A 25,526-nucleotide genomic window follows, 5' to 3' on the forward strand; every position below is an offset into this window, starting at 1 on the left:
GCGAACAAGGTCCGACGTTTCCCATCATAGAACAGCCAGAGGCTTCTTCGTCGACGCTCACAGGCTCTCCTCCCGCCGCATCAGAGCAAGGCTTCGACGGTTTCCCACCGCCGATCACGCACCATCACGAACTGGCAGCGCCCGCCGCTGAGAGCGGCCCACAAACCACCGATGTCGCGATCGTCCTGGGCGTCGTTCCAGCGGTCGCCGCCCTTGTACTCGACCGCCAACGTGGTGCCGTTGCTGAGTTTGCACAGGAAATCGGGGAAGAATCGCCCATCCGCCTTCTGCAAGAAGAACGAGCAACCTTCCTTGCGTACCAGGTTGCGCACCCAGAACTGCATACGGCCTTGCTGCGCCCACTGGTCCAGCTTGCAGGCGCATTCGAACTCTTCCTTGCTGTCGAAGTCGCCGATGCGCCCGTAGTAATGCCTTCGGAAGTCGAACGTGCCGAAGCGGTCATCGTAGTCACGGCTGGGTGCGTAGCCCTGCGGATTGAATCGGAAGGCGTAGTCGTCGCCGACCGCGACACGGTCGGCTGCGTCGTCGCCAAACAGTGCCGCCTGGTACGCCTGATTCACCGCGGCTTGCCGCAACTGCCGCACATGCGTTTCCAGCAGCGTGCGGATGAGAAACTTTTGGCGATTGATCCGCGCGAGATCGAACCCTTTGGCTTCAAGCAACTGCCGCAGCCAGTGCGCGACGAAGGCACGCTTGCTGGCGTGGGTAATCCCCGATTCCGGCAGATTGCGCGTCAGCCAGGTCGCCAGACGGCTTTCATCCCAATGCTCGGGCCGATAGCTCAGGCCGAGGTCGCGTTGAAGATCCGCGATGAATCGTGTGGTGACCTTGCCGGAATCGGCATCGATGTCGATCTCACCACCTTCCGCCACCCGGTTGCCGTCCAGTGCCTGGAGCTGCATGTGCGTCGGCACCGCATCGTAAGGTGACAGCGTCCAGGGGTAATCCAGCACTTCGGGATCGTCGAACAGCTGCAACTCACCCTGGATGCGCAGCGCCATCTGTGGCACCGACAGCACCTCGCCGCGTTCGGCGGGCGTCTGGAACATCTCGACGGCGGCACGGGATTTTTCGGCCGCACGCTCGATCGCCTGCCTGGCCTCGGCTTGCGTGACGCTCGCCTGCACCGTCGCGGTTTCGTCTTGCGTCAGCGGTGCGGTAATCGTCAGCGTGCCGGCCTTCCTGTCCCATGCCAGCTTGTCGCGGACAGGTTTGGGGATGCTGCGCAGATCCGGCGCCTCCGACAGCGCAACGCTCACCGGCGTGACCACCACCTTGCCCGGGCGCGCCGACAAGTCCAGCCGGGCCTGCTCGCTCTTGCTTGCCACCACGAAATCGCCGACCTCATGCCGTTCGAAGCCGGCGCCGTCGACCAACCGGTCACGCAGGGCGCCCGCCGTCTGGCCGAAGTCGCGCGATACCACGAAAGCGTAGGACTGGTTGAGCATCACCGATGCGCGCGCCTTCGCCTGCGGCTGGCGCAGGATGCGGCCCAGCAACTGCTCCACGGCAGTGGAGGAACGCAGCTCGGCCATGCTCACCAGCACGTAGGCGCTCGGGCAATCCCAGCCTTCCGCCAGCGCCTGCTGGGTAATCACGTATTTCACCGGGCAATGCTCGTCGGCGACGCCGAGCGCGTATCCCTTCTCGACGGCTTCCAGTCCGCGGGTTTCCCCGGTGGCAATGACGATTTCATCTTCCGGGACGTTGTGGTTGTCGATGAGGGCCTTCTTCACCACCTCCACATCGCGGGTTTCCACGTCCTTGCGCCGCGCTTCGGCCTGGATCAGCACGATGGGCCGCAGGTAGGGTTCGCCCTGCCGCCGTTCGGCATCCGCCGCCGACTGCAACTGGTCACGACAGTCAATGGCGTAAGCCAGGCACTTCTGCCAATCGCCCTCGGTCTCGAGGCGGATCGGCAGCTTGATCATGTTCTCGGTCTTGAGTTCCGCGGCCGAGACGCTGTGCAACACGTTGCTGGGCGTCTGCTCGGTATCCGGCGTGGCGGTCAGCTCCATGATGCCGCTGGGGCGGAACTGCGCGAACGTCGAGAACGAAAGCGGCGTGCGGCTGTTGTGGGCCTCGTCCACGATCAGGAACGGCCGGCGCAAGCGCAGCACGTTGGCCAGCGAGCACACTACGGCGCCGTTCTCATCCCGCTGTAGTTCCGCAAGCTGGGCATGATCCAGATGTTCGAAGTGCGACATCAGCGCGCCGTTGGACTCGAATACCTTCAGCCCCTCGGTGTTCTCGCGACGAAACGCCTGCACCGTCGACACGATCACCGTGGTGGACGATTCCAGCGTGGCGCGGGTAACGCTCTTGGCCTCGTCCAGGGAAAGCACGGTGACCGGGCCCGCCTCGCGCAACGCGGCGTGATACGGATGCTCGCGGCCACGCAACGCGCGCAGCGTCTGCTCACGGATCGTGTTGGACGGCACCAGCCACAGGACCATGCTGAACTCGCTGCGCAGCAATTGGGTATTGACCAGCGCGACGCTCCTGGCTGCCAGCCAGGTCTTGCCGCCGCCGGTCGGTACGCGCAGGCAGAAATACGGCATGGCCGTGTCGAAGCCGTCGATCGGGCGATAGGCGACACCGCGCCCCCACAACGCCAGGGTGGCGTTGTAGAACGCGCTGTTGGCGTTGCCCGTGACCTGCACTTCGCGGAAATAGGCTTGCACGCTGTCCAGCACGGATTGCTGGTAAACCTTGGGGATATAGGCGCTCATGCGTCGGTGCGATCCGTCCAGTAATCCGGTTGGCGATGCTGGTGCGCCACGGCAAGCACGTAGATGGCCTCCGGCTCCACCGAGTACAGCAACTTGTAGGGAAAGCGGCCCAGCACCGCCCGCCGGATCGTGCCGCGCTCGACCGGGCATGCGAGCGGCCAGCTGCGGATGCGCCGCAGCCCCGCGCGCACCTCCTCGCGAAACACCTTGCCGAGCCCGATCAGCTGCACCTCGTAGTAGCGCTCCGCGGCCTCAAATTCCGATCGCGCCTCCGGCGAGAAGACCAGGCGCATTACAGCTTGCCGACCACATCTTCCGCGGGGGTGCCGGCAACCATCCCCTTGCGATAGGCCGCCAGCCGCCGTTCGGCTTCATCCAGCCAGACGGCATCGAGCGCAGGGTCGGGCTGGTCGAGGCTGCGCAGGATCGCGTCGGCGACTTCAAAGCGGTCTCCGGGCTTGAGCTGCAACACACTCTTGACGATGTCTTCGGTCTTCACGGCACACCTCCGGCTTTCCAGGAATCCAGATTACCCTTCCAACGCATAGGGTGTCTGCTTGAACACGATGCCCTCGCGCGCGAGCCGCGGCGCACCCAGCCGGCAGGCGGCGGCGTAGATGACGCGCGGGCCATCGAACGGCGGCAAAACATCCAGCACGGCGGCCGTGAGCACGTTGCCGCCGGCCACGGACTTGTCCTTGAGGATGCCGTTGTAGAGCAGGTACACCGCGCGGCCTTCGTGCACGCCGATCCGGGGTGAGTTGGTATTGCCTGCGAAGCCCGCTCCCGTCTCCACGAACCACACGAACTCCGCCAGTTGGGCGAACGTCACGTCGTCGCGCACCTGGCCTTCGGCGGTGAACAACGGTTCGTCGGAAAGCTTGCAGAACTGGAAGCCGCCGCCGAGACCCGCGACTTGTTCGCCCTTGGCATTGGTGTAGCCCTGCGCCACGCGGCGCACGCGCTCGGCAGTGACGTCGCGTGCGATCTTCGGGTCCATCTCGATGAGGATGCAGCGACGGTTGCCGCCGTCTTCGGCGTTCTGCTTCAGCACGGCGTGGGCGGTGGTACCGGAGCCCGCAAATGAATCGAGAATCAGTGAGTCCGGGTCGGAGAAGGTTGCCGCCCTAACCAATGCTTTCACTAGGCCACACGGCTTCGAGTACTGGAAGACTGAGTTGAGATCAACCGAGAGGATTTCCGCGAGTTCAGACGATGCATCCTCGTTCGTCCCTACTTCTTTTGTCAGTAGGCTGCTGAGGCCTTTCTGTCCTTGGTTGTCCGAACCTTTCACGGCACGCAACGACATATTTTTTGTGCGCAGAAAGCACCGTCCACCTGACGCGAGCTCTCTATCCATATTTTCCTGAGTCCATACGAATGGTCCCCTCAAGTAGACATCGGACGTGAATCGGCCATCAACCACCGTTGCATCGTGGACAAGCTCGACAGCAGTTCCACCACGACCGTATTGACCACGAGGATAGATACCATCCGGGAGTCCGGTAGGACCAAGCTTGTCAACGGGAATGTGGAGGTCTTTCACTCCGTTGGTTCGCTTGACCAGCGGGAAATCCTCATCTTCACCGACATCATCACCAACCAACTCAATATCGTTCGACCGCCGGCTGCAAACCACGATGTACTCGGTCTTCTTTGTGAGCTTCTTCGAGAGGTGTGATCCCTTTCGCTTTCGCTCCCAGACAATGCAACCCACGAATTTGAAACCGCCCACTTCATTGAGAACGCTGCGCAGGTGGTGAAGTTCGTTGTCGTCAATCGAAACGAAAATCACCCCATCCTCGCGCAGGAACTGCTTCAGCAGCATCAGCCGCGGATACATCATGCACAGCCAGCGGTCGTGGCGGTCCAGCGTCTCGCCGTCCTTGCCCACGACCTCGCCCAGCCACTTTTTGATCTCCGGGCTGTTGACGTTGTCGTTGTAGGCCCAACCCTCGTTGCCGGTGTTGTAGGGCGGGTCGATATAGATGCATTTGACCTGCCCCGCATAGCGCGGCAGCAGCGCCTTCAGCGCCAGCAGGTTGTCGCCCTGGACGATCAGGTTGCCGCTGTCGTTTTCCGCAAGGCCCGAACCCTCACCCCGGCCCTCTGCCGGAGGGAGAGGGAGACAGGAAAGCTCCGGCACCGGCTCCAGCAAGCGATACGGCACGTCACGATGGTGTTTGACGACGGCCTGCTTGCCGATCCAGTCCAGTACGGGCATGTGTCTGCGATCCCCTGCCGAAAGCTCGGCGCTGCCGATGGTTGCGATGCGGCCCAGTTTACCCGCAACCGTCTCAGGCGCCGCGACCCGACCGCACGCGCCATGGCGTAATGTCGCTCACGATCAAGCAGCAGCTCAACCGATAGCCAAGCGCCCTCGCCATCTTCATGGTACTGGCGGGACTGGGGTTGCCCTCGCTGGACAGTGCCTCGTACAGCCCTGCCCGAGTCAGGCCGGCGGCTTCGGCCAACAGGCTTGTGTTTCGTGCACGTGCGGCCGTATCGGGAGCCTGATGCGAGAGCTTCTGTCGCCTGGATGGGGCCGAACCGGTCAATGTCTACCCGATCAGCACCGTGAAAGCTCCCAGAACTATCTGTCCGCCGTGGGCCGTGCTGTCGGATATCCGCGCTGCCGGCATTCCGCCGATGAAGACCTTGGTCGAGCCCTTGGCGATGATGTCTGGTGGGCCCACGCAAACGGCCATGTCCCCCACTCGTGCTGCCACCGTCGGGCATCCCATGGATATCGGCCCATCCACATGGGGAACGACTCCCGTCACCACCGGACATACGTGAAAATCGGAAACCTTGGCACCCCTCAATGCCAGATCCGCCTGTTCCAACGCCGAGAAAGCCGCGCCGGGGTCACGGTCATGGATGGACTTCAGCGTCTGCCGCGGGATGTTGTTGAGGTCGGTGACCTTGTCGTTGTCGAGTAGCGTGGCCAGCTCGTGCTTGCGGAAGACCCGATCGGATGGCGCGTGGGCGACCAAGCAACGGCAGCTTCCCGATGCCTCCCGGGCGTACTTCACCGACGCTTCCGCCCAGATGTCGTCCGCAGACAACGAGAGCGGCGAAGCATAAAGATGCTCGCTTTCGAGCCACTGTCCGCAGCGGGTCGCCTCCAGTGTCGTGGTTTGCTTCCCCGCCTGACCGCAGCGCTTCGCATACGCTTCGACCGCAACGCGATTCTTGCCCGCGTCATCCGAGTAGAAAACCGCGCCATCGTGCGGCGAGGCGACCGACATCGCTCCCGACGCTATGAGGCCCTTGAGCCGCACCACTTCCGTGTGGGATGTCATGGAATCAGCGCTCGATGGTCACCCGGTAATCGACCACGCGCCAGGCATCCAGCAGATCTTTCTCGATCGTCGCGCGTTCAAAGAAATCGATCCGTTCCCGTTCGAAGGGCGGATCCCAGTGCAGATCAAGCGGCAACAGGATGGCGGCGCCGAACCGTCCGTCGTCGGACGCGATGGTGTCGCAATACAACGACAGCACATGGTCGCCCTTGCGGTACTGCATGGCGTTGCGATCGCTGCGTGACACTTCGACGCCCGAATCGTTGACCAGCAGATATGGCTCGATTGCCCTGAACATGTGGACCTTCCTTGAGTGAGTGACGCAGCGACGGCCAGGGTTTCAGATGCTGGCACGATGATAGCCCGCCAGCGTGTCTGGCCGGATGCGTTGCCACGTCCCTTTGGGACTCGCGTCGCAAAAGACGATGCGGTGGCTCTTCACGGCATGCCGGGCATCACCTCGCAGCGATCAGGCCGCGGGTTGCCGATTCGAAGAATGGTGTCATGGAAAATTTGGCGACCCCATTGCCGACCCAAAATTGTCCCTGACACCTTTTCAGTGACACCTCTTCATGTTCGGCGGAGTAATCTGACAAGGTTGGCGTTCGGCGCTCCTTCCATACCAGACCCGTCCAATTCCGCTCAGGGGAATGCCATGAAGCACGCAAGGGTTGTGTTCCTCAGCGCCTGTCTTGCGCTCGCCGCTGGAGCCGTCCGCGCCGGGATGCCGCCGGTTCCGGGTACGCCTCAGGATGCGGCAATGGCCCACGCGCCTGATCGCGCCTCCATGCAGACCATGCAGATCCCCAGCCATGGGGAGCTGATGAACGCATTGGTCTACATCGCCGCGGGCGCGGGTCCCCATCCGGTGGTGATCCTGCTGCACGGGTTTCCCGGCAACGAGCGCAACCTCGATCTGGCGCAGGACATGCGACGCGCCGGTTGGGATGTCCTGTACTTCAATTACCGCGGTTCGTGGGGCACGCCGGGCGGCTTCTCGTTCGCGCACAGCATCGAGGATACCGGGGCCGCCATCGCCTACCTGCGCCAGCCGGAGGTGGCCCGGTCGTTGCGACTGGATCCCAACCGCATCGTGCTGATCGGCCACAGCATGGGCGGCTTCATGACCGTCGAGGCCGCTGCGGCGGATCCCGCGATCAAGGCCTTCGCCACCATCTCGGCCGCCGACATGTCCGGACGCATGCAAGCTCTACTCGAGAAGGAAAAGCGCTCCGACGCGATCGCCGCCATGGCCCACGGACTGGCCGAAGAAGGCATGGCGCCGCTGGCGGGATGCACACCAGACGGGCTGGCCAGGGAGCTGGCGGACCACGCCATGAGCTGGCCGTTCCTGGACAAGGTGGATGCACTGAAAAACCGCAACGCGCTGATCCTCACGGCCGACGACGGCCTCACCCGGGAGAACAGCGCCTTCGCCGCTGCCTTGCGCAACGCCGGCGACACGCACGTGACCACCCGGCATTTCGCCACCGACCACGCCTATTCGGACAAGCGCATCGAGCTGTCACACGCGGTGCTGGCGTGGCTGGCGGGGTTGCCTAAATAGAACCGGGGTCGGGTTCAATTTCTGGCGTCCCGGATTGCGACGGTGGCCTGGACACGGCGCAGTCTGACGTCGAACAGCGGGAGCGAGCATGGGCAAACAAACCGGTTCCCGCATCTGGCGCAGGGCATGGGTCGCCGCGGGTGTCATCGTCGGCGTGTTGCTGGTCGGTGCCGTGCTGGCCGCGGCGTTTGCGCCGTTCGTTTACGCCGAGCTGATGCCCCGGTTGGAGCCGCACGTGATCGTCGATCCCGCGCCGGCCAGAATCGCCAAGGGCCGCATGTTCGATGGCTATTTCGTGGTGCAGGATCTCGGCGCGGGAACCTTCGCCATCGGCGAGCCGCGCTACTACCAGCAGAACTACTCCTACCTGATCATCGGAACGAAGCGCGCGCTGATGTTCGACTCGGGGTCGGGAACGCGCGACATCGGCAAGGTGGTGAGATCCCTCACGCGCCTTCCAGTCACGGTGATGGTCTCGCATCTGCACTTCGACCACTTCGGCGGGATCGGTGCTTTCGATCACGTGGCCATGATCGATCTGCCACAGACGCGTGCGGATGTGTCCAACGGGCGCCTGCGGCCGAGTCGTTACGCGTACCTCGGCTTTTGGGACGGGCGCAGCGCTCCGGCAACGCGGATCACCGAATGGCTGAGCCCCGGCGCCGTGATCGATCTGGGCGGCCGCTCGTTGACCGTCCTGTCCACCCCAGGCCATACGCCAAGCTCCGCGGCGCTGTTCGATGCAGCGGACCATCGGCTCTTCATCGGCGACTACGTCTATCCCACCACGCTTTACGCCTTCCTGCCGGGCGCGAGCTTGTCGGCCTATCGCCAGACGGCGCAGCGGCTGCTCGCGACCTTGCCCGGCGACACGATCCTGTGGACCGCGCACTGCTGTCGAAAGGGCGAGGGCGTGGCGGCGCCCTGGCTGACCGTGAAAGACCTTCGCGACCTGGACCGGACATTGATGGCGGTCCAGGCCGGCACGGCAACGTTCACGGGCTTCTATCCGCGCAGGTATCCGGTCAACGACCAGATGACCCTGGCGACCGGCTTCCCCTGGAACAATCGCTGAAACCGGTGAAACCGGTGAAACCTGAAACCTGAAACCTGAAACCTGAAACCTGGTTCAGAGTGCACTTTCCAGCGGGCTTTCGAGAAAACAGGGGCCAGGATCGACTTTCTGAGCTGTCGCCAGCGTGTGGCGCCGATGGTCCGCTGGCGTTCGCGGCGGTTGTGTTGGGGTGCTGCGATCCTTGCGGTTGGAATGCGGCAATCTTTGCTTGGTTTCAGGCTGCGCCGTCGGTGAGCGTCTGGGGGCACCCCGACTGAAAGTGGGTCAGGTCGCGTCTTGTAACCGGAGCGTTACGCGAGCATCCAACCCACGGCGGCCTGGCAGTGGAGTTCGGTTGTGTCGACGCGCGGGATGTCTGGCGCATCCTCTGCGCGCAGCAGCATGCCGAACTCGGTGCAGCCGAGGATCACCGCCTGCGCGCCCGCGGCGTGCATCCGGCGCATGATCGTGATGAAACGTTCGCGCGATGCCGGCTCCACGCGCCCCTTCACCAGCTCATCGAAGATGATTTGGTGCAGCGCGTCTTGTTCTTCCGATGTCGGCACGCTGATGGACAGGCCGTGACGTTCCAGCCGTTCGCGATAGAACGGCTGGGCCATGGTGAAGCGGGTGCCAAGCAACGCGGCGCTGCGGTGGCCGTCGGCCAGCAAGGCCTGGGCGGTGATGTCGGCAAGGTGCAGCACCGGAACGCTGACGGCCGCCTCGACCGCAGGCGCCACCCGATGCATCGTGTTGGCGCAGATCAACAGGCCTTCGGCCCCGGCGTGTTCCAGCCGGCGCGCGGCACCTGCGAGGATGCGGCCGGCCGCATCCCAGTCATCGGCGTGTTGCAGGCGCGCGATCTCGGCGAACTCGACACTCCACAGCAGCAACCTGGCCGAGTGCAGGCCGCCCAGGCGTGCGGCAACCAGCTCGTTGATGCGCTGGTAGTAGTGCATCGTGGATTCCCAGCTCATGCCACCGATCAGCCCGATAGTTTTCATGCCGTGCAACGCCCAATGGATTGGCGAGAATTCTCGCACAAGGTAAAACCGCGGTCAGAGTCGACTTTCCAGCAGGTCTACGGTTTCGATGGCGGTCTTTCTCGGCCGGTCGATCTTCCTTGGTGCGAGTTTCCGCCCCAGTTGCTGTTTGATCGCAAGGCGGCCCAAAAAAGCAAAAAAGGGTCCGTTCCCTTATTCCTACGGACAAGCGCTATGCTCCCCACCCACCGAAAGAACGGCGTCAGAATTTAATTAGCCACGTCCCCTTTAACTTTAGCCACGTCCCCTTTAACTTTACGTCCCCTTTAACTTTACCTCCTAGGGGATTGTCCCCGTTCAAAGGTGTCCGTCAAACCCGGGCCATCTTACTCTGACCCCTGTTTCTAATCGCGAACGGTGCATAGCCGTGAATGAACCTGAAAGACACTTCTGCAATACTCGGCTGGCGCGCATGGCCTGGTAGTCCTCGCTGGTTTCGTCACCTTGAAGACTGCACCATGCGCGCACTTCTTTCCATGCGCAGCAATGCCAAGCCACTGATTCAACGTAGGGTTTCGTGGGGAAACCTCAGACTCCGTCCCGGTTTCGGGGCTATTTTCCAAAGAACTTCTCGGTTTCGGAGCTATTTTCCAAAGAACTTCTCGAAGTCAAACTTATTCTTCGATGAGCATACTGTGAGGCGGCTTTTGTATCTTTTTGCAAAATAACTCTTCAAACCTTGAACTTTGGTATCAAAGCATGGAACTCGGGTACAAACGATCAATCCTGCAACTGGAGATCGCTTCTCCTCACATCGATTCATTATGCACAGCGTCGCCTCAATTTGTTTACAAGCAACGCCCACATCCTTTCCCTTTAGCTCTACTACCAAATCTCCCACCCCCGGCTTGGAGACGACATAATCGGCCGCACGCTGCTGGGCAACCAAACCACCATCCACCTTGACGATATGGTGAACCTGCCTTCGTGGATTCAAAAAAACGGCAGACATTCCATGATCTTCAATCTTTATGTTCGACACTGAACTACGCGTCCTATAAGCCTTGCAACTCATAGAGATACCTCAATATCTATGAGTGCATCGAATTCGATTCCGGTGGCGGCTGAAACACTATCAATATAATCTCCATCTATCAAACCATAATCATCAATTATGGAGGAAAGCTTACCATCAACAATTTTGTATGCCGAAACACTTCTCGGGCTAATCCAGCAAGACGGGTCAACTATCTTCTCGATGGCCTTTTTCTTCTCACCGACCACGCGCGACCCAAGATCTCCGGCCTTGATCAAATTATTTATTTTTGCCAAGACATAGGGGCTGTGAGTTGTCAAAACAATTTGGCGATTCGCAAGAGTCTTATTTCTTGATCTGGATACAACCTTTTTCTTGCCGCTATTGATCAGCTGAGCAAACATACCTACCAGGTCAGTCTGCGCACTCGGAAATAGATGTGCCTCAGGCTCCTCGATATAAACAAGGTTATTTTGTTCAGAAAACTGAGAGAAGCGAAGCCCATCAAATAACGGGAGGAGTTCTTGCTGACCGGACGAGAGTGCCGAAAATGGAATGTTTCTACCGTCGGGTGTTGACAAGAACTCCCGCCCGCGCTCTCGAATTACATGACCGCCTATCAATCCCTCAATAATAGATAAATTCTTATTTTTCGGCTCGCCCTCAAAAAATGCATGCTCGCGCAACTGTGTGACTAGCCTGCCAAATCGTGAAACAACAGGATCCAGGATACCGCCCGCCTCGAATGCGGCAACGATCTTGCCAACGCTCGTAAAGAAGGAACGCCCAGCAGGGATAAATAGCTGACCAAGTGGCTTCTCGTCGCCCATCAACGAATCGATCGTTTTATCCAATACGGTGTAGAGTCTCCAGCCGCTATCAACTTCAGCGCTCTCTCTGGCAGCCTTGCTTTCCCTGCTGGATTTATAGACGCTAACTAACTTGTTAAACAAATCATCATAACTCTTAGATCCAACCAGCTTGGCTTTAGGATCCCGACTTCGTGACTTAGTGATCGTGAGTGAAAATTCACCAGTCGAATATATAATCGAAAACTGGCGACTTCCCCAACTACTCGGCGGAAACCATTCGGAGAATCGCTCCAAAATCCTTTCCTTAAGATCCCCTCCTTTACCCACATCCTGCACCCATCGTGGAAGCTCATCTGGAATGGAATGAAAGAAATAAAATAATTTGCAAAGAACGCTTTTTCCGCTAGCTTGAGGACCGATGATCAATGTCAAGTCGTTTATTTGAAAACTAGCCTTCTCGATGCACGAGAAGTTCTTGACTACTAGAGTTTTTTCCTTTGTTGTCTTTAATGCCATTATCTTTGCCTCAAGGTTATTATTGGTAAGCCATCAAACCATCGGCAACTTCAACCCCTGCTCCCTCGCACACCCCACCGCAATCTCATACCCCGCATCCGCATGCCGCATCACCCCGGTGCCCGGATCGTTCCACAACACCCGCGCAATCCGCTTGTCCGCCTCGGCCGTACCGTCGCACACGATCACGATGCCGGAGTGCTGCGAATACCCCATCCCCACCCCACCGCCATGATGCAACGAAACCCACGTCGCCCCACCAGCCACATTCAACATCGCATTGAGCAGCGGCCAGTCGCTGACGGCGTCGCTGCCGTCCTTCATCGCTTCGGTTTCGCGGTTCGGTGAGGCGACGCTGCCGGAGTCGAGGTGGTCGCGCCCGATCACCACCGGCGCCTTCAATTCTCCATTACGCACCATCTCGTTGAAGGCCAGCCCGAGCTTGTCGCGCAGCCCCAGCCCCACCCAGCAGATGCGCGCCGGCAGCCCCTGGAAGCTGATGCGCTCTTTCGCCATGTCCAGCCAGTGGTGCAGGTGCTCGTCGTCGGGGATCAGCTCCTTCACTTTCTGATCGGTCTTGTAGATGTCTTCCGGGTCGCCGGAAAGCGCCACCCAGCGGAACGGCCCGATGCCGCGGCAGAACAGCGGGCGCACATAGGCGGGCACGAAGCCGGGGAAGGCGAACGCGTTCTCGCAGCCGACGTCCTGCGCCATCTGGCGGATGTTGTTGCCGTAGTCGAAGGTGGGGATGCCCTGCGCGTGGAAGGCGAGCATCGCCTCCACGTGGGTCTTCATCGACAGCTTGGCGGCGCGGGCGGTGCCGACCGGGTCGGCCTTGCGGCGCTCGAACCACTGCTCCAGTGTCCAGCCCTGCGGCAGGTAGCCGTTGACCGGGTCGTGCGCGCTGGTCTGGTCGGTGACGGCGTCGGGGCGCACGCCCCGCTTCACGAGTTCCGGCAGGATGTCGGCGGCGTTGCCGAGCAGCGCGACGGATTTCGCCTCGCCGGCTTTCGTGTACTTCGCGATGCGCGCCAGCGCGTCGTCGAGGCTGCTGGCCTGCTCGTCGACGTAGCGGGTCTTCAGACGGAAGTCGATGCGGCTCTGCTGGCATTCGATGTTGAGGCTGCACATGCCGGCCAGCGAGGCGGCCAGCGGCTGCGCCGCGCCCATGCCGCCGAGGCCGGCGGTGAGCAGCCACTTGCCCTTGAGGTTGCCGCCGTGATGCTGGCGACCCATCTCGACGAAGGTTTCGTAGGTGCCCTGGATGATGCCCTGCGAGCCGATGTAGATCCACGAGCCGGCGGTCATCTGGCCGTACATCATCAGGCCCTTTTTATCGAGCTCGTTGAAGTGCTCCCAGGTGGCCCAGTGCGGCACCAGGTTGGAGTTCGCGATCAGTACGCGCGGCGCGTCGGCATGCGTGCGGAACACGCCAACCGGCTTGCCGGACTGCACCAGCAGGGTCTCGTCGTCGTTCAACTCGCGCAGGCTGCGCAAGATCGCGTCGAAGCACTCCCAGTTGCGCGCGGCGCGGCCGATGCCGCCGTACACCACCAGCTCCGCCGGATTCTCCGCCACCTCGGGGTCGAGGTTGTTCTGGATCATGCGGAACGGCGCCTCGCTGAGCCAGCTCTTGCAGGAAAGCTCGCTGCCGCGGGGCGCGCGGATGGTGCGGGTGGTGTCGATGCGGGTGGGTGCGTTCATGGCGATGCGCTCCGGTGAGTCAGACCGCCGAGTATAGGTCAGCGGCCACACGGCCCGAATGCGGTGGTCTGCCGGGTCAGCCCGCTGCGGGCAGGCGCAGGCGCGGGAACGCCAGGGTCATCGTGGTGCCCTGGCCGGGCGCGGATTCCACGTCGACAAAACCACCGGCCTGCCGCATCACGCCGTACACCTGGGCCAGGCCCAGGCCGGTGCCGGCGCCTTCGGGCTTGGTGGTGAAGTACGGCTCGAACAGGCGCTCGCGCACGGCTTCCTCCATGCCGCTGCCATTGTCGGTGACGGCCAATGTGACGTAGTCGCCCGCCTGGCGCAGCGTGCTGCTCTCGGCCTCGCCCACGATCAGCTCGCCCAGGTCGACCCGGATGCTGCCCTGCCCGCGACATGCGTCGCGTGCATTGATGCACAGGTTGATGAAGGCCTGTTCGATGGAATGGCAGTCGCCCAGGGTAGGCAGCTCGTCAGCGACGGGCCCAACCTGGAAATCCATGCCGGCGCCCAGGCTCTGCCTGGCAAAACCCTCGATGTCGCGAACGATCGCGGTCAGTTCCACCGGCGCTGCCGCATAGCGGTGCACACGGGCAAACGCAAGAAGCCGCTTGGCGAGCAGCGCGGCGTGCTGTACGCCCTCCATGCTGTAGCCAAGCATGCGGCGCTGCCGCTCGTCGAGGTTGGCCGGATCGTCCTCGATGCTGCTGAGCGCCACCATGGCGATCTGCAGCATGTTGGCGAAGTCGTGCGAGAGGCCCGCCACCAGTTGGCCAATCGCCTCGTTTTTCTGCGCCTGCTGCGAGGCGTGCTCGGCCACCGCCTGGGCGGCGCTTGCCAGGCCCAGTTGCAGCTTCAGCGACGCCTCCCGGCCGGCTCCCTCCCGCTGGAACACCCGTGCGCGCGCCAGCTGCCGGGCCAGCGCCTCATAGCGGGCGGCATCGCTTTCGCCGGCCAGTTCGCTGAGGCTGAGCCGCCGGTGCAGGCCGTGGATCACCGTGTCCAGGGCCAGCGTTGCCTGCACCGGCTCGGTGACGTCATGGCTGATCACGACGATGCCGTCCACCCGCTGTCGCGCATCCAGATACGGATGCACGCTGATCTCCCACCAGCCATCTTCGCCGTCGGCCGACGGCAGCACCTGGGTGAACTCGACCGAGCGCCCCTCGCGCGCGCTCGCCAGCGCTGCATCGATCGCGGCACGCGCTCCCTCGGGCCAGAACGCGGCCAGCGGCTGCCCGATCGCGCTGACCGGGTCGGCAATGCACAGCGCGGCGCGGCCGCTGTCGTTCATGCCGACGATGTGACCGGACACGTCGAGCTCATGTATGCCATCGGGGAAGAACCCGACCAGCTGTCGATAGCGCTCAAGTCGGTTCATGCGTCGCCGCCCCCGGGGAGCTACAGCCTACACAGATTCCACCCTCACCGGGCTTTTACACCGGACAGATCATGGTCGGTCCCCGTCTGCGGAAGATCGCCATGACCCATGCGCAGAACTACACCATCCTGCTGGCAGAGGATGACCGCAGCGCCCGCGACGCCACCGCGATGGTGCTGGAGGCCGAGGGCTACCACGTCGTGACCGCCGGCAACGGCACCAGCGCGTTGAACATGCTGATGCACGATTCCACCATCGACCTGCTGGTGAGCGACATCCACATGCCCGGCGGCATCGACGGTATCGAACTGGCGCTGCACGCCCGACGGCATCGGTCCATCCAGGTCATGCTGATCTCGGCGGATCCACGCAACAGCTTCACCTGTTTTCCCGAAAACACGACCTTCCTGGCCAAGCCCTACGATCGCCGCGCCCTGCTCGGCGCAGTGGGCGGGCTGCTCGGCATCACCTCCGCCTGAACGTCCGGTGGGCGAAGGGCGTGGAGCGCGCGTTTCGCGGGGTGCCCGTCGAACGCAGGCGCTGAGCGGCCGTCGGCATGGCTGAGGGCGGGCTGCGGGCGGCGTCGATGCCGGTGTGCTTGCGCAGCGCCACGCTCGCGCAGGCCTCCAGGCTGACCTGGCCATGCCCGCGGCGCTGCGTCAATGGCCCCGTGCGTTCCGGCACTGGCGCCACGCCTGGGGCGGATGGAAGCTGCGCGGCAACCCGACCGCCGGAGTCGCCGATGTCACGCTCGATGGGGTTGATCCTGCTGCTTGCCGCCCTGCCCGGCGCGCCGGCGTCCGCCGCGATGGCTGCGGCCGATCGCGCCGCCTGCGAGGTATGGCAACGCGAACTGGCGTTTGCCCGCAGCGTGCAGCGGCACGATGCCGCGGCATTCGCCGCGTTCCTCGCCGACGACAGCGTGTTCGACGCAAATGCGGACACGCCCGTGCGCGGACCGCAGGCAATCGTGCGGCACTGGGCGGCGATCCTTGCCGGCAAGGCCGTGCGGCTGGACTGGTATCCGCAGCACGTGGTCGCGAGCGCAGACGGCACGCTGGCGACGTCCAGCGGCCCGTACCTGTTCGAGAACCTGGGCGCGAACGCGGCATCGCGTTACGCGATAGGACATTTCTCGACGACATGGCGGCGCGCGCCGGACGGTTCGTGGCGGGTCGCGTTCGATGGTGGCGACAGCGGCCGCCCCGCCAGCGACAAGGAGGCGGGGGACTTCCGCCGCAGCCGCCAGCGCGCCTGCCAGCGACCCACCGCGGTGGTGCTGCCGACGATCCGGCATTGATGTCCGAAAACGGCCAGTTCCGCGGCCGCCGCGGTGCTAGCCTGCGCCCATGTCCGAATCACCCGCCGCCATCCTGCCCGCGCTGGCCGTCTGCGAACAGGCGCGGCTGAGCCGCGACGCCCGCTTCGACGGATTGTTCTTCACCGCCGTCACCAGCACGCGGATCTATTGCCGCCCGGTCTGCCCGGCGCCGCCGCCGAAACCGGCAAACATCCGCTACTACGCCAGCGCCGCGGCCGCGGAAGCGGCCGGGTTCCGGCCCTGCCTGCGCTGCCGGCCGGAACTGGCGCCGGGCAATGCAAGCTGGCATCGCGGCGAGCACGTGGTGGCGCGTGCGCTGAAACTGATCGATGCCGGCGCGCTGAGCGAGCGTCCGCTGGCGGAGCTGGCCACGCGCGTGGGCGTCGGCGCGCGGCAACTGCGCCGCCTGTTCGTGGCGCATCTGGGCGCACCGCCGATCGACGTGCACACCACTCGCCGCCTGCTGTTCGCCAAGCAACTGCTGACCGAGACTGCGCTGCCCGTGACCGAGGTGGCGCTGGCGTCGGGCTTCGGCAGCCTGCGCCGTTTCAATGCCGCGTTTGCGGCGGCGAACCGGATGCCGCCGCGCGAGCTGCGCCGGCAACCGCGCGCTGCGGCCGGCGCCACGCTGGTGCTGCGCCTGGGTTATCGCCCGCCATACGACTTCCCGGCCTTGCTGGCATTCCTGCGCACGCGCGCGCTGCCCGGCGTGGAACGGGTGGACGAGCACGCCTACGCGCGCGTCTTCGGCGACGCGGATGATGCCGGCTGGCTGCGTCTGTCCGCGGCGCCGGGCGGTGACCACGCGCTGCAACTCGAACTGCACGGCGCACGGCCCGCGCAACTGCTGCCGCTGGTCACGCGAGCGCGGCGGATGTTCGACCTCGACGCGGACCCGCGCGTGATCGCGGCGACGCTGGGCGCCAGCGCGGTGCTGAAACCGATGCTGCGCCAGCACCCGGGCCAGCGCCTGCCGGGCAGCTGGGACGGTTTCGAGATCGCGGTGCGCGCGGTGCTCGGCCAGCAAGTCAGCGTGGCGGCCGCACGTACGCTGGCCTCGCGCATCGTGCAGCGCCACGGCTCGGTGCTCGCGCTGCCGCTGCCGGACGGCCTGGAACGGCTGTTTCCGACCCCGGCGCAACTGGCCGACGCGGACCTGCGCGAACTCGGCGTCACCACCGCGCGCGCCGCCGCGATCCGCGGCATCGCGCAGGCGCTGCTCGACGGCCGCGTGGATTTTCGCGTGGAGCAACCGCTGCAGGAGTTCGTCGCGCGCTGGGTGGCGCTGCCCGGCATCGGCGAATGGACTGCGCATTACATGGCGATGCGCGCGCTGAGCCACCCCGATGCATTCCCCGCCGCCGACCTGATCCTGCGCCGAGCGGCGGCCGGCGACGGCGCCGAACTGGGCACGAAGGCGCTCGCCGCGCTGGCCGAGGCATGGCGACCGTGGCGCGCCTACGCGGTGATGCATTTGTGGCGCAGCGTCGGCGACGCCGCGACCGCCCAACGGAGCAAACCATGAACGCCGAAACGATCCACGTCGACGGGATGCCGAGCCCGGTCGGCCGCCTGCTGTTGCTGGCCGACGCGCAGGGGCTGCGCGAGATCCGCTTCGAGACCGAGCGGCACCCGCGGCCGGTTTCGCCGCACTGGGTGCGCTCGTCGTCGGCGCTCGCATTCGCGCGCGAGCAACTGGAGGAATACTTCGCGGGCACGCGAACCGGGTTCGACCTGCCGCTGCATCCGCAAGGCACGGCGTTCCAGCTGACGGTGTGGGAGGAACTGGCGCGCATCCCCTACGCCGAGACCATCAGCTACGGCGAGCTGGCGCGCCGTATCGGCCAGCCGCAGGCGATGCGCGCGGTCGGCGCGGCGAACGGGCGCAACCCGCTGCCGATCGTGGTGCCCTGCCATCGCGTGATCGGCAGCAACGGCAGCCTCACCGGCTTCGGCGGCGGCCTGCCGGCGAAGCGATTCCTGCTGGGGTGGGAACGCCGCATCGCGCACGGCGACCTGTTCGGCGCTGACGACGGGCGCCGCGCGGCGCGCTGATCAACCGCCGCTGCGCGCCGGCGCCGGCGCATCCGGCGGGATCACCCGCGGCAGCACGGAGTAGGCCTGCTGCCGGTCGAGCAGGTCCCTGAGCGCAGCGCGGTCGCGCTCGTGCCGCGCCTGGTCGGCCTGCTCGAGCTGGCGTTGCAGCAGCTTGTTCTTCGCGCCCGGACGCTTCGCGTTGTCGGACACGTTCTGTTGCAGTTGCTGCTGCAGTTCGCTCTGGCGCACCTGATCGCGCAGCTGCTGCTGGCGCACGGCATGGCGGGACGCGTCGCCCTGCACCGGCGCGTACGCGCGCACCGGTGTCGGCGGCGTGACCTGCCCGGCGCCCGCGACAGCGGAAGAGCCGAGCGCCAGCAGCATCGCCGTACAGGCGAGCATGCGGGTTGGAGATGCGTGGGCTGCAATCGTCATGACTCTGCGCGACCATGGGCGTTGGTTTGGCCAGAGTGTGCAACGACCCGCATGAACACAGTGTTCCGCCTGCTGCTTTGCGCAGCCATCGCCGCGTGCGCCGGTTGCGCGCATCTTTCCGGCACCGATCGCGCGCTCGTCCGCGCCGCGACAAGCGAACCCTCACCGTTGCTGCTGATCTCGATCGACGGCTATCGCCACGACTACATCGATCGCGGCCTCAGCCCCAACCTGGAGAAGCTGGCCAGGCACGGCGTGCAGGCTGCCTCGATGCAACCCTCGTTTCCCTCGCTGACGTTTCCGAACCACTACACCCTGGTCACCGGACTGCGCCCGGACCATCACGGCGTCGTCGACAACACCATGTTCGACCCGCAGCTGGGCAAGTTCTCGCTGGGCAACCGCAAGGCGGTCAGTGACGGCCGCTGGTGGGACGAGGCCACGCCGATCTGGGTGACCGCCGACGAACACGGCATGCGCACCGCGACGATGTTCTGGCCGGGTTCGGAAGCGGCGATCCACGGCCGCCATCCCGACTACTGGCACCCGTTCGACGGCAGTGTCGGCGCCGATGCGCGGGTCGACCAGGTGCTGGCCTGGCTCGACTTGCCGCCCGCCTTGCGGCCTCGTTTTCTCACCTTGTATTTCGATGCCGTCGATCACGCCGGCCACGAGCACGGCCCGGACTCGCCGCAGGTCGACGCCGCGCTGCGCGCCACGGATGCCGCGCTGGGCCGACTGCTGCAGGGCCTGAAGCGGCGCGGGCTGTTCCAGCGGATCAACCTGATCGTGCTGTCCGACCACGGCATGGCCACGGTGCCGGCCGGCAACACCGTGCTGCTGGACGACCTGCTGCCGCTGGACCAGGTGCAACTGGTGAGCGAGGGCATCGTCGCCGGCTTCAATCCGCGCTCCGACAGCGCGGAAGACCGCGCCCGGTTCGCGGCGATCGAACGCAAGCTGGAACGACCGCAACGACACATGCGCTGCTGGGACAAGCGCCGCATACCGGCGCGCTTCGACTACGGAAGCAATCCGCGGGTGCCGCAGCTGATCTGCCTGGCCAACGTGCACTGGCGCATCGCCAGCCGCGCCAAGCTGGCCGCGAAGAAGGACCCGCCCAGCCTGGGCAACCACGGCTACGACAACGCCGAGCCTGCCATGCAGGCGATCTTCATCGCGCACGGCCCGGCGTTTCGCGTCGGCGCGAAAGTCCCCGCCTTCCCGAACGTGGACGTGTATCCGCTGATGACCCACCTGCTCGGGCTTCCAGCAGCCGCGAACGACGGCGATTACGACACCGTAAACGGGATGCTGAAGTCGGCCGCGCCATGAGCCCGGACTCGCGCCACCTTCCGCGTCACCCGTAGGGCGGGCACCGCCCGCCGCTGTGCACCGCACATCGGCGCTCACCGCTCTCGACTCCGCACATCGGCGGGCAGTGCCCGCCCTACCCCATCGCGCCCTTGCTCATCGGCGTCGGCGCGGTCGCCACATTGACCAGCGGCGGCAGCCGGAACAGCCACAGCGCGACCAGCAGTCCGAGCAGCACCAGCGCGCCGACGAACAGCGCCACCCCGGCCCAGCCGTGCGCGGCGTAGAACAGGCCGCCGCTGGCACCGGCGATGCTGGAGCCCATGTAATAGCAGAACAGGTACACCGACGCGGCCTGCGCCTTCGCCGCGCCGGCGCGGCGGCCGACCCAGCTGCTGACGATCGAGTGGCCGCCGAAGAAACCGAACGTCACCGCCACGAGGCCGGCCATCACCAGCCACAGCGGTTGCGCCACGGTCAGCGCCACTCCGGCCAGCATCAGCGCGAGCGCCGTCCACAGCACCTTGCGCCGGCCCAGCTTGCCGGCCAGGTGGCCCATCCACGCCGAGCTGAAGGTGCCCACCAGATAGATGCCGAAGATCAGGCCAACTACCGCCTGGCTGAGGTTGTACGGCGGCGCCAGCAGGCGGTAGCCGAGGTAGTTGTAGACCGTGACGAACGCGCCCAGCAGCAGGAAGCCCTCGATGAACAGCCACGGCAGGCCACGGTCGTGGAAGATGCCGTTGAAGCGACCCGCGACCGTGCGCCAGCGCAGCGGCTGCGCCGTGAAATGCCGCGAGGCAGGCAGCATGCGCCAGAAGACCAGCGCGGCCACGATGCCGATCAGCGCGACCACGGCCACGCCGATGCGCCAGCCGAAGAAGTCCGCCAGCACGCCGGTGATCAGCCGCCCGCCCATGCCGCCCACGGCACTGCCGCTGATGTACAGGCCCATGCCCAGCCCGATCGACTCGACGTGCATCTCCTCGCTGAGGTAGGTCATCGCCACCGCGGGCAGCCCGCTCAGGGTCAGCCCCAGCAGCGTGCGCACCACCAGCAGTGCGTACCAGTCCGGCATCATCGCAGTCACCAGCACCAGCACCGCGGAGCTGAGCAGCGAAGCGACCATCAGCGACTTGCGTCCCCACGCGTCCGACAGCGCGCCGGCAAACAGCATCGCGAACGCCAGCACCCCGGTGGTCAGCGACAAGGACAGCGCCGCGCCCGCCTCGCTCACCCCGTAGTGGCGGCTGAACTCCGGCATCAGCGGCTGCACGCAGTACAGCAGGCCGAACGTGGCGAAGCCGGCGGCGAACAGGGCGAGATTGGTGCGGCGGAAGTCTGGCGTGCCGTGATGGATGTAGCGCGCGGCGGCGTCCGGGAATGAGGGCACCGCCGCGGGCATCGAAGCTGTCGTCACGTCCAATGCCTGCGCTGCGCGCGAACCGGAAAGACCGGAAAGCTTAGCGCACCCGCCGCGCGAAGAACGCGATGATCAGGCCGTACAGCAGCATTGCCAGCACGTTCTCCAGCAGCGACAGCACCGTGAAGTGCGGATTCTTCGCGGCCGACAGCGGCACCACCACGAACTCCATCACCACGAAGACCACCACGCCGTAGGCAAGTCCCGCAGTGATCCAGCGGCGGCCCATCCACGCCAGGCGCTGCGCGGCCAGCACGAAGATCGCCGCAATCAGCAACGACATCGCCCATTGCAGCACCAGGCCCAGCAGCGACACCGGCAACCCGCCGGCGAACGCCGCACGGCCGAGCAGGCCGCTGGCGATCGCGCGCAGGATGATCAGCGGGTCGACCATGTTGATCAGCGACGCCGCGCCGATGTCGATGGTGCCGGCCACCAGGCCACCCCGCAGGATGGCGGCGCCCGCCGAGCGGCGTGCCTGATTCATGCGCGTTCCCGACTGCGGCGGCATGCCGCATGCGAGCGGGCAACATACTCCCGCGCCGGCGCCGTCACCCCTGCCGATGGTCACGCCGCCGGCTGGCATGCTCAGCGATAACGCCAGTGCCCGCCCACCCAGACATGCGGTGCCGCCCAGTGGCCCGGCACCCACGCGCGCCCGCGCGCGGGCACCACCACGCAGCCGGCCAGCGTCGCGCCAAACAGCAACAGCAACGCGGCGGCGGAAACACGATGCAGGAATCGACGCATGGCACGCTCCAGATGAGGGAAGTGCCCCCATCAACGGCATTCGCGCGCGGGCGATGACAAGGGTGTGGCGCACGATGGCAACCGTTCAGCCGGCCGCCGTCGACTCAGCCGGCGGCGATCCGCTGCACGGCGGTGCGATACCGCGCTGCAATGCGTTCCTCGTCATGGTGGCGGAAATCGCGCACCACCCAGCGACCGCCCCGCATCACGTCGCGCGCCAGCGGCGTGTTGCCGGCGAACAGCCAGCTGTCGAGCACGGAGGTCTCATCGCGCGCGGCGAGCAGCGGCGAGTTTTCGTCCAGCACGATCAGGTCGGCGGGCGCGCCGGCATGCAACTCGCCGCCCGGCAGGCCGCTGGCGCGCGCGCCGCCGGCCAGAGCGCCGCGCCACAGCGTCTCGCCCACGCTGGCCCCGGGCTGGCGGGCGGCGATGTTGCGGCGACGGGTGAGCAGTCGCTGGCCGTATTCGAGCCAGCGCAGTTCTTCCACCGGCGAAATGGAAATGTGCGAATCCGAGCCGATGCCGAACGTGCCCCCGGCATCGAGGTAGGCCGCCAGCGGAAACAGGCCGTCGCCGAGATTCGCCTCGGTGGTCGGACACAACCCGGCCACCGCGCCGCTGGCGGCGATCCGTGCGGTCTCCGCCTCGGTCAGGTGCGTGGCGTGTACCAGGCACCAGCGGGCATCGACCTCGGCGTGGTCGAACAGCCACTCGACCGGGCGGGCGCCGCGGATGGCCAGGCAATCCTGCACCTCGCCGATCTGCTCGGCGATGTGGATGTGGATCGGCCCGCGACGCACCCGCGAGTCGGCAAGCACTTCGCGCAACGCCGCCTCCGGCACGGCGCGAAGCGAATGCAGCGCAGTGCCGACGCGCAGGTCGCGATCGGCGTGCGCCTGCAGCGTGTCGAGCAAGCGCAGGTAGCCATCCACGTCGTGTCCGAAGCGCCGCTGCCGTTCGCCCAGCGCGCGGCCGTCGAAACCGCCGCTCATGTACAGCACCGGCAGCAGGGTCAGGCCGATGCCGGCCTCGCGCGCGGCCTCGACCAGCGCCAGCGACATGGCCTCGGCCTGCGCGTACGGCGTGCCGTCGGGCCGGTGGTGCAGGTAGTGGAATTCGCACACGCGGGTGTAGCCGGCCTTGAGCATCTCGACGTAGAGCTGCGCGGCGATCGCCTGCAGCGACTCCGGGTCGATCACCGCGGCAAAGCCGTACATCGCCTCGCGCCAGCTCCAGAAGCTGTCGTCCGCCCTTCCCCGGCGTTCGGCCAGGCCTGCCATCGCGCGCTGGAACGCATGGGAATGGAGGTTCGGCATGCCGGGCAACACCCACTGGCCGATCGTCTCGATGCCGTCGCTCGCGTCGACCAGCGCACCACCGGCGTCCACCGCGAAGCTGGCATCGCGCTGCCATTCGCCGTCTCGCCACAACCGTCCGGCCCGGTAGCTGGTGCTGCGGCTGGTTTCGTTCATCGATGGTCTCCGTTGCGATGGTCGCCAGTGTAACCGTGCCTCCGCCGCGCCTTCACCCGAGCCTCGACACGCCCATGCATAATGGCCCGCATGGCAGGCAAATCCAGTGAAAACACCCCGCGGTTGTTGTTGCGCCAGGCGCGGCCGGTCGACGTGCCGCAGTTGGTGGAACTCACCGGGCGGGTCTACGGCCCGGAATGGGGCCATTCGGCCGAGATGCTGCGCTCACAGCAGACGCACTTCCCGGAAGGCCAGTTCGTGGTCGAGTACGACGATCGCATCGTCGGCTACTGCGCCACCTTCCGCATCGACGAAGCCACCGCGCTGGCGCCGCACACCTGGATGGAGATCACCGGCGGCGGCATGGCCTCGCGCCACAAGCCGGACGGCAACTGGCTGTACGGCATGGAAGTCGTGGTGCACCCCGACTACCGCGGCATGCGCATCGGCCAGCGGCTGTATCGCGCGCGCAAGCGGTTGTGCATGAATCTCAAGCTGCGCGGCATCGTGTTCGGCGGGCGCATTCCGGGGCTGGCGAAGAACATCGCGCGCTACGGCAGTGCCGAGTCCTACGTGCAGGCGGTGACCGAAGGCCGGCGGCGCGACCTCACGCTGAGCTTCCAGCTGTCCAACGATTTCGAGGTGATCGGCCTGCTGCGCGGCTACGTGCCCTCCGACCACGAGTCGCTGGGCTACGCCGTGCACCTGGTCTGGCGCAACCCGCAACTGCTCGACCAGCCCGACACGCCCTCGATCCCCTCGCCGCAGCGCCTGCCCGACGCGGTGCGGGTGGCGTCAGTGCAGTACCAGCAGCGGCGCATCGCCTCGTTCGAGGAGTTCGCCACCCAGGTCGAGTATTTCACCGACATCGCCGCCGACTACAACGCCGACTTCGTCACCTTCCCCGAACTGATCACGCTGCAGCTGCTGTCGATCGAGAACACCGAGCTGTCCCCGGTCGACTCGATCCGCAAGCTCAGCCAGTACACGCCGCAGGTGAAGGAGCTGTTCAGCCGTCTGGCCGTCCATTACAACATCAACATCATCGCCGGCACGCACCCGACCGAGCAGGCCAACGGCGACATCCACAACGTCTGCTACGTGTGCCTGCGCGACGGCTCGCTGCACGAGCGCGAGAAGCTGCACCCCACGCCCAGCGAGCGCAACGTGTGGAACATCGCCGGCGGCGACAGCGCGGCCACCGTGCTCACCGACTGCGGCCCGATCGGGGTGATGATCTGCTACGACTCGGAGTTTCCCGAGGTGGCGCGCCACCTCGTCGACCAGGGTGCGCTGATCCTGTTCGTGCCGTTCTGCACCGACGTGCGCGAGGGCTACCTTCGCGTGCGCTACTGCGCGCAGGCGCGGGCGATCGAGAACCAGTGCTACGTGGTGCTGTCCGGCAACGTGGGCAACCTGCCCGGGGTCAACAACTTCGACATCCAGTACGGGCAAAGCTGCATCCTCACGCCCAGCGACTTCGGCTTCGCCCGCGACGGCATCGCCGCCGACTCCACGCCGAACATCGAGACCGTGCTGTTCGCCGACCTGCACCTGGCAACCCTGGCCCGCGCGCGCAACGCCGGCGCGGTGACCAACCTCAAGGACCGCCGTTTCGATCTCTACGAAACCCGCTGGCGGCCACGCTGATGGCGACTCG

The 25,526-nt window shown here is 65.3% G+C and carries 25 protein-coding genes; 8 read left to right on the plus strand and 17 right to left on the minus strand.

The window, feature by feature from the left end; genetic code table 11:
- Positions 1–80 precede the first annotated feature (80 nt).
- The 7 genes from ACVCMC_RS06510 to ACVCMC_RS06540 form a co-directional block, all read right to left on the minus strand.
- Entirely contained in the window at positions 81–2,753 is a 2,673-nt protein-coding gene (locus ACVCMC_RS06510) for a DEAD/DEAH box helicase (protein ID WP_447099461.1), read from the minus strand.
- Positions 2,750–3,046, minus strand: coding sequence for a type II toxin-antitoxin system RelE/ParE family toxin (locus ACVCMC_RS06515; protein ID WP_447099092.1), 297 nt, complete (start codon positions 3,044–3,046; stop codon positions 2,750–2,752). The genes ACVCMC_RS06510 and ACVCMC_RS06515 overlap by 4 nt, the downstream gene beginning before the upstream one ends.
- A complete protein-coding gene (locus ACVCMC_RS06520) occupies positions 3,046–3,252 on the minus strand; it encodes an addiction module protein (protein ID WP_447099093.1) in 207 nt (68 codons plus the stop codon). Before ACVCMC_RS06520 ends, ACVCMC_RS06515 begins: the two co-directional genes overlap by 1 nt.
- A 30-nt stretch (positions 3,253–3,282) precedes the next feature.
- On the minus strand, positions 3,283–4,977 hold the full coding sequence (locus ACVCMC_RS06525; protein ID WP_447099094.1) for a site-specific DNA-methyltransferase: 1,695 nt from the start codon (positions 4,975–4,977) through the stop codon (positions 3,283–3,285).
- A 73-nt stretch (positions 4,978–5,050) separates the two neighbouring features.
- Positions 5,051–5,311, minus strand: a complete 261-nt coding sequence (locus ACVCMC_RS06530; protein ID WP_447099095.1) for a helix-turn-helix domain-containing transcriptional regulator — start codon at positions 5,309–5,311, stop codon at positions 5,051–5,053.
- Positions 5,312–5,314: 3 nt separating this feature from the next.
- The gene (locus tag ACVCMC_RS06535; RefSeq protein WP_447099462.1) at positions 5,315–5,599 is read right to left on the minus strand and encodes a PAAR domain-containing protein; all 285 of its coding nucleotides are present in this window, start codon (positions 5,597–5,599) and stop codon (positions 5,315–5,317) included.
- Positions 5,600–6,062: 463 nt separating this feature from the next.
- Positions 6,063–6,356, minus strand: coding sequence for a hypothetical protein (locus ACVCMC_RS06540; protein WP_447099096.1), 294 nt, complete (start codon positions 6,354–6,356; stop codon positions 6,063–6,065).
- Between the two features lie 375 nt (positions 6,357–6,731).
- Between ACVCMC_RS06540 and ACVCMC_RS06545 the strand changes: the two genes are divergently transcribed.
- Positions 6,732–7,625, plus strand: coding sequence for an alpha/beta hydrolase family protein (locus ACVCMC_RS06545; protein WP_447099097.1), 894 nt, complete (start codon positions 6,732–6,734; stop codon positions 7,623–7,625).
- Positions 7,626–7,713: 88 nt separating this feature from the next.
- Complete coding sequence (locus tag ACVCMC_RS06550) at positions 7,714–8,700, plus strand: MBL fold metallo-hydrolase (RefSeq protein WP_447099098.1); 987 nt, start codon at positions 7,714–7,716, stop codon at positions 8,698–8,700.
- Between the two features lie 290 nt (positions 8,701–8,990).
- On the opposite strand, the gene ACVCMC_RS06555 is transcribed toward ACVCMC_RS06550, so the two are convergent.
- The 5 genes from ACVCMC_RS06555 to ACVCMC_RS06575 all read right to left on the minus strand — a co-directional run bounded on the left by ACVCMC_RS06555 (position 8,991) and on the right by ACVCMC_RS06575 (position 15,114).
- Positions 8,991–9,683 carry an aspartate/glutamate racemase family protein gene (locus tag ACVCMC_RS06555; protein WP_447099463.1) on the minus strand — a complete coding sequence of 231 codons (693 nt, stop codon included), beginning with the start codon at positions 9,681–9,683 and terminating at the stop codon, positions 8,991–8,993.
- Between the two features lie 622 nt (positions 9,684–10,305).
- Positions 10,306–10,674 carry a hypothetical protein gene (locus ACVCMC_RS06560; RefSeq protein ID WP_447099099.1) on the minus strand — a complete coding sequence of 123 codons (369 nt, stop codon included), beginning with the start codon at positions 10,672–10,674 and terminating at the stop codon, positions 10,306–10,308.
- A gap of 59 nt (positions 10,675–10,733) precedes the next feature.
- Positions 10,734–11,942, minus strand: a complete 1,209-nt coding sequence (locus ACVCMC_RS06565) for an AAA family ATPase (protein WP_447099100.1) — start codon at positions 11,940–11,942, stop codon at positions 10,734–10,736.
- A 117-nt stretch (positions 11,943–12,059) separates the two neighbouring features.
- Positions 12,060–13,730: a urocanate hydratase gene (hutU, locus tag ACVCMC_RS06570; RefSeq protein ID WP_447099101.1), complete on the minus strand. Its 1,671-nt coding sequence runs from the start codon at positions 13,728–13,730 to the stop codon at positions 12,060–12,062.
- Positions 13,731–13,806: 76 nt separating this feature from the next.
- Complete coding sequence (locus tag ACVCMC_RS06575) at positions 13,807–15,114, minus strand: two-component system sensor histidine kinase NtrB (RefSeq protein WP_447099102.1); 1,308 nt, start codon at positions 15,112–15,114, stop codon at positions 13,807–13,809.
- A 101-nt stretch (positions 15,115–15,215) separates the two neighbouring features.
- On the opposite strand from ACVCMC_RS06575, the gene ACVCMC_RS06580 reads away from it, so the two are divergent.
- The 4 genes from ACVCMC_RS06580 (at position 15,216) to ACVCMC_RS06595 (ending at position 18,490) form a co-directional block, all read left to right on the plus strand.
- Positions 15,216–15,593, plus strand: coding sequence for a response regulator (locus tag ACVCMC_RS06580; protein ID WP_447099103.1), 378 nt, complete (start codon positions 15,216–15,218; stop codon positions 15,591–15,593).
- Between the two features lie 263 nt (positions 15,594–15,856).
- Positions 15,857–16,414: a YybH family protein gene (locus tag ACVCMC_RS06585; RefSeq protein ID WP_447099104.1), complete on the plus strand. Its 558-nt coding sequence runs from the start codon at positions 15,857–15,859 to the stop codon at positions 16,412–16,414.
- A gap of 49 nt (positions 16,415–16,463) precedes the next feature.
- Positions 16,464–17,960: an AlkA N-terminal domain-containing protein gene (locus ACVCMC_RS06590; RefSeq protein WP_447099105.1), complete on the plus strand. Its 1,497-nt coding sequence runs from the start codon at positions 16,464–16,466 to the stop codon at positions 17,958–17,960.
- Positions 17,957–18,490 carry a methylated-DNA--[protein]-cysteine S-methyltransferase gene (locus ACVCMC_RS06595; RefSeq protein ID WP_395117998.1) on the plus strand — a complete coding sequence of 178 codons (534 nt, stop codon included), beginning with the start codon at positions 17,957–17,959 and terminating at the stop codon, positions 18,488–18,490. Before ACVCMC_RS06590 ends, ACVCMC_RS06595 begins: the two co-directional genes overlap by 4 nt.
- On the opposite strand, the gene ACVCMC_RS06600 is transcribed toward ACVCMC_RS06595, so the two are convergent.
- On the minus strand, positions 18,491–18,874 hold the full coding sequence (locus tag ACVCMC_RS06600) for a hypothetical protein (RefSeq protein ID WP_447099106.1): 384 nt from the start codon (positions 18,872–18,874) through the stop codon (positions 18,491–18,493).
- A gap of 84 nt (positions 18,875–18,958) precedes the next feature.
- Between ACVCMC_RS06600 and ACVCMC_RS06605 the strand changes: the two genes are divergently transcribed.
- Complete coding sequence (locus ACVCMC_RS06605; RefSeq protein ID WP_447099107.1) at positions 18,959–20,242, plus strand: alkaline phosphatase family protein; 1,284 nt, start codon at positions 18,959–18,961, stop codon at positions 20,240–20,242.
- 115 nt (positions 20,243–20,357) lie between these two features.
- On the opposite strand, the gene ACVCMC_RS06610 is transcribed toward ACVCMC_RS06605, so the two are convergent.
- The 4 genes from ACVCMC_RS06610 to ACVCMC_RS06625 form a co-directional block, all read right to left on the minus strand.
- Positions 20,358–21,626: an MFS transporter gene (locus tag ACVCMC_RS06610; RefSeq protein ID WP_447099464.1), complete on the minus strand. Its 1,269-nt coding sequence runs from the start codon at positions 21,624–21,626 to the stop codon at positions 20,358–20,360.
- Between the two features lie 58 nt (positions 21,627–21,684).
- A complete protein-coding gene (locus ACVCMC_RS06615) occupies positions 21,685–22,131 on the minus strand; it encodes a hypothetical protein (protein WP_447099108.1) in 447 nt (148 codons plus the stop codon).
- A gap of 101 nt (positions 22,132–22,232) precedes the next feature.
- Positions 22,233–22,394 (minus strand): hypothetical protein, encoded by a 162-nt coding sequence (locus ACVCMC_RS06620; RefSeq protein WP_447099109.1) that lies wholly within the window; start codon positions 22,392–22,394, stop codon positions 22,233–22,235.
- Positions 22,395–22,498: 104 nt separating this feature from the next.
- Entirely contained in the window at positions 22,499–23,866 is a 1,368-nt protein-coding gene (locus ACVCMC_RS06625; protein WP_447099110.1) for a formimidoylglutamate deiminase, read from the minus strand.
- A 90-nt stretch (positions 23,867–23,956) separates the two neighbouring features.
- On the opposite strand from ACVCMC_RS06625, the gene ACVCMC_RS06630 reads away from it, so the two are divergent.
- Positions 23,957–25,516, plus strand: a complete 1,560-nt coding sequence (locus tag ACVCMC_RS06630) for a GNAT family N-acetyltransferase (protein ID WP_447099111.1) — start codon at positions 23,957–23,959, stop codon at positions 25,514–25,516.
- The last annotated feature ends 10 nt before the right edge of the window (positions 25,517–25,526 follow it).

This window comes from Rhodanobacter sp. UC4452_H20 (assembly GCF_052978205.1).